5 protein-coding genes are annotated in these 3527 nt (G+C 36.6%); all 5 read right to left on the bottom strand.

Annotated features, from left to right (window positions below; translation table 11 throughout):
• Positions 1-15: 15 nt before the first annotated feature.
• The 5 genes from ACRPI0_RS17295 to ACRPI0_RS17275 all read right to left on the bottom strand — a co-directional run bounded on the left by ACRPI0_RS17295 (position 16) and on the right by ACRPI0_RS17275 (position 3323).
• The gene (locus tag ACRPI0_RS17295; protein WP_432356117.1) at positions 16-672 is read right to left on the bottom strand and encodes a replication protein; all 657 of its coding nucleotides are present in this window, start codon (positions 670-672) and stop codon (positions 16-18) included.
• A gap of 73 nt (positions 673-745) precedes the next feature.
• Positions 746-916, bottom strand: coding sequence for a hypothetical protein (locus ACRPI0_RS17290; protein WP_432356116.1), 171 nt, complete (start codon positions 914-916; stop codon positions 746-748).
• Between the two features lie 330 nt (positions 917-1246).
• On the bottom strand, positions 1247-2464 hold the full coding sequence (gene mobV, locus ACRPI0_RS17285; protein WP_432356121.1) for a MobV family relaxase: 1218 nt from the start codon (positions 2462-2464) through the stop codon (positions 1247-1249).
• 128 nt (positions 2465-2592) lie between these two features.
• Positions 2593-2790 carry a hypothetical protein gene (locus ACRPI0_RS17280; RefSeq protein ID WP_432356120.1) on the bottom strand — a complete coding sequence of 66 codons (198 nt, stop codon included), beginning with the start codon at positions 2788-2790 and terminating at the stop codon, positions 2593-2595.
• Between the two features lie 296 nt (positions 2791-3086).
• Positions 3087-3323, bottom strand: coding sequence for a hypothetical protein (locus tag ACRPI0_RS17275; protein WP_432356119.1), 237 nt, complete (start codon positions 3321-3323; stop codon positions 3087-3089).
• Positions 3324-3527 lie beyond the last annotated feature (204 nt).

Genomic DNA, 3527 nt, shown 5'->3' with positions numbered 1-3527 from the left:
GGTTTTCATACCTATTCATTTTAATTCTCCTGTTTCTTTGTCGAAATCACCTCGACCATATTTCCGTTCTTGATAAACAGCATCGAAATACAATCTGATTAATCCAGTATGCGACCGTAAAACAGAATTTATTATCTTCATGCTAGGCAAATTATGTTTCGAACCATGAACTTTTATAAATCTTCTTAACTCACGAATGTTTGCTAGTCCATGTTCATCAATCAAATCACAGACATCGTTTAGCATATCGTCCTTATCTTCAACATCAAGGGTTATGTATCTATCAATGTCAAAGTTGTTCAGTAGCTTAATATCTCGCTTATTGTATATCCGCTTATTTTTAGCAATAGCGTCTTTTGATTCATGTGTTAAATACAGATATATATTTTCCATGCTTTGGACTACAATTTGAACCATAGCAACGCTTTTTTCGCCCAAAATTTGTTTAATTTTATAGCGCACACTATCTGCCGTTACTGGATTTTTCGCCACATAAATAACATGATAGTGAGCCTTTTTATATTTTTGCCCTTCAACTCCACTTAGATCTTTATCATGAATAGGACTAATCGCAATCGGCAAACCAATTGATTCTAATTTCATTTCCCAATCTTCAGGGATGGATTCGGGGTATAATAAAAACGTGAAGTATCTTGCTTTATCTTTAGCCATAATGATATATTCACCTTACAAAAATGAGTTGTAAATTGAGCGTACCTTTCGCAGAGGCGCTCTTTTTTTATGCTCATTTATGCCCCTTCTTATGATTTTCTACAACGTCATTCATATATCTTCGCACGTCATAAGTCACAATTTTCCCTTGCTCCAACAAAGCTTGCTTATATTCAAGATACAACTCTTTAGGAATACGAATCGTTACACTTTGCATTTCTTCTTTTTCATTTTCTTGAGCCATAATAAGACCTTCTTTCTCATATTTTTTTATTAGTATATAACATTATAAAGACTAAGTAAAGCATTACAAAGAAATACATTTTTCCGCAAATCAGCTAAAAAAACGCTGAAAACTCGCCGAAAACTCGCCGAGAACTCGCCCACCACAAACCCTTACCCCACCTGGCTTTGTGCGGCTTTTTCGCTGAAGTTGGCACTCGGCACTTAAAGGGGGGGTCGTAGTAGCCCCCCCCTTTTTTCCGCTCCCACCCAAAAACCAAGACCCAAAAACCCAAAAACCCAAAAATAAAACCCAAAACAAAAAGATGAAAAACACCTTTACAGGCATTTTTCATCTTTCCAATCCACGATTCCGTTCACGACTTCGCTCACGCTTCTCCAATCGCTCAAATTCGCTTCCTGGAGTTTTTTCCTTCACTTTATCCACCAAATCTTTAAAAGCGCTCCTGAAGGCTTTTAAATCGCTTGTACGCTCTTTCAGAAACTCTTTAGCACTTTTATATACCGAACCGATCTCATTCGTTAAATCGCTCACACGAGATTTTAACGACCCGTTTTCTTTTAGTAGATTATTGTAATCCTCAATATTTGCATTAAATCTCTGAACAAGACCATTATATTTTTCTTTTATCTGTTCATTTTGTTGCGCTAATTTTGTATTTTCCTTCGCTGTATCAGTGTTTAGCATATTTTTTATATGCAATTTCAGTTTTTCGTTATCTTGTGCAGCAGTAACCATTTTTTTATAATCAGATCTCGAAATAATTACATTTTCAGTCGGCTTTTTTTCCGTTTTAGTTTTCTCTTTGCCAAATAAGGTTTTTTCACCAGTAGGCACCTCAATGCTTTTCATCTGACGTTTTGCTGGGACTACTAAATCAGATTCCACCTTCTCAACAAATGCAGTCAATTCATCTTTTTTGGTCACAATATTTTTTTCTAGAAAATCAATTTCTTTCTCCAAGGTCTGTTTTTTAAAAGTTTGCGTTTCGATATGCTCACGGTTTGAACCTTTTTCACCACGTTCCAAATCAAATCCAAGCCCCTTCATATGCTCGGGAAACTTGTCCTGTATCCAAAGCAATTCAGCACGATTAAAAACGTTTTTACCTTGTAGATTTCCGTCACGCATTGGAACGACTCCAATATGTAAATGGGGCGTTTTTTCGTCGTTATGAACCGTGGCATAGGCGATATTTTGTTCACCGTATCGCTCCGAAAAAAGTTTGAGACTTTCCTCAAAAAATCGTTTTTGTTCAGCTGGATCAAGTCGCTCAAAAAAATGTCGGTCAGACGTCACCAGCAACTCATTGACAAGCACCGCATCTTTTCGGGTTTTCCTTGTACCTGTTTTTTGTGACTCAATAATTTCTTTTACACGCTCGTTGTAGTCGATATTTCCATTGTTCACAAAATCATAATTTAAATGGCTCTTGTCATTTTCTATATCGGGATTCGTCTTACTTTCTCGCTCACGTTGATTGTGAAATTGAATCCCTTTCAAGTCATGCGATTTCATTTTTTGCATTCTGCAGACGGCAAAGCTCATCAATATCAGCTCCATTTTTCGGGTGAAATTCGTCCTTGTTTTTTCGGTCCACTTCCAAGTAAAGTATAACACACTATACTTTACATGCGTAAAGGTGTGCCTTGCCGGGGGCTAAAAGCAGGAAGCTGTCACTCTAGCGTGACAGCTTCCCCAGAGGTCAAAAGCAAAAAAATCACCGCCTGCAGCCGTTGCTTTTTCCTAGTAACATAAAAAAAATTTTCACCTTTGCTGATTCTCGCAAGTGTGTAATTTTTCTCCCATTCCATCACCCAAAAGGCTTTTTCGAAAGCAAGGATCGGGTAGTATTTTTCGAGAAGTTCACTCAAAAAATCTCCACACCTTTCCTCCTTGCTTTCGAAAATTTGTCGGGAGTTCGGCTCACGCCAAGCCGATAAACCTAAAACGAAGTTTCAGTTTTTCCGGCTTGCATTTGCCATTATGCCCCGACAAACCGCCAGCACTTCCGAGCGCAAACTTTCACTTACTCCATGTGAATTTACGCAATCAAACCCGCCTTCACCTCAACCCTAAAACAAAGGGGAAAACAAAAAAAGAGTAGCTTTCGCCACCCTTTCTTCTTCAACAATCGCACCCTTTAGTTGAAGATTCGATTGCAAGTTATTTATTTTTCCTTTAAATTAATATTATTTATTATTAAGATAAGAGAAAATAATATTAAAAATATAAACCCAAGCAAAGACAATATATTTGCAATTAGAACTAACAATTCTCCCAATATATTTCCACCATAACCACCTGGGAACATACCAAGTTTAGCGTAACTAAGCATAGAACTATTTAATAAAGCAAGTACAGCACTACCCAATATACAATAAAGTAATTTCGCATTTTTACTCAATGAATCTATCCCCCTTTAATTCGAAATATATAAATATTTTAACATAAAGTTCCAACAGACTATAAAAAAAACAAATTCTTTCTTCAAGTAAATGGCCCGTTTGTTGAAGATTGAATAATCTCTCGTATCTTTAAAAATCCTATTTAGTTTACCTGTTTTCTGCGGGTTTACCATTAAACAAAAGGGTTTACTACTGGTTTACAG

Source organism: Sporosarcina sp. A2, assembly GCF_050858885.1.
GTDB lineage: Bacteria > Bacillota > Bacilli > Bacillales_A > Planococcaceae > Sporosarcina.
Note: the sequence above shows the minus strand (reverse complement) of the source record. Positions and strands in the feature narration are given on the sequence as shown.

Excerpts from the sequence above, each read along its gene's own strand:
- mobV (WP_432356121.1), bottom strand. The coding sequence starts at position 2,464 with ATGAGCTTTGCCGTCTGCAGAATGCAAAAAATGAAATCGCATGACTTG.
- ACRPI0_RS17295 (WP_432356117.1), bottom strand. The coding sequence starts at position 672 with ATGGCTAAAGATAAAGCAAGATACTTCACGTTTTTATTATACCCCGAA.
- ACRPI0_RS17290 (WP_432356116.1), bottom strand. The coding sequence starts at position 916 with ATGGCTCAAGAAAATGAAAAAGAAGAAATGCAAAGTGTAACGATTCGT.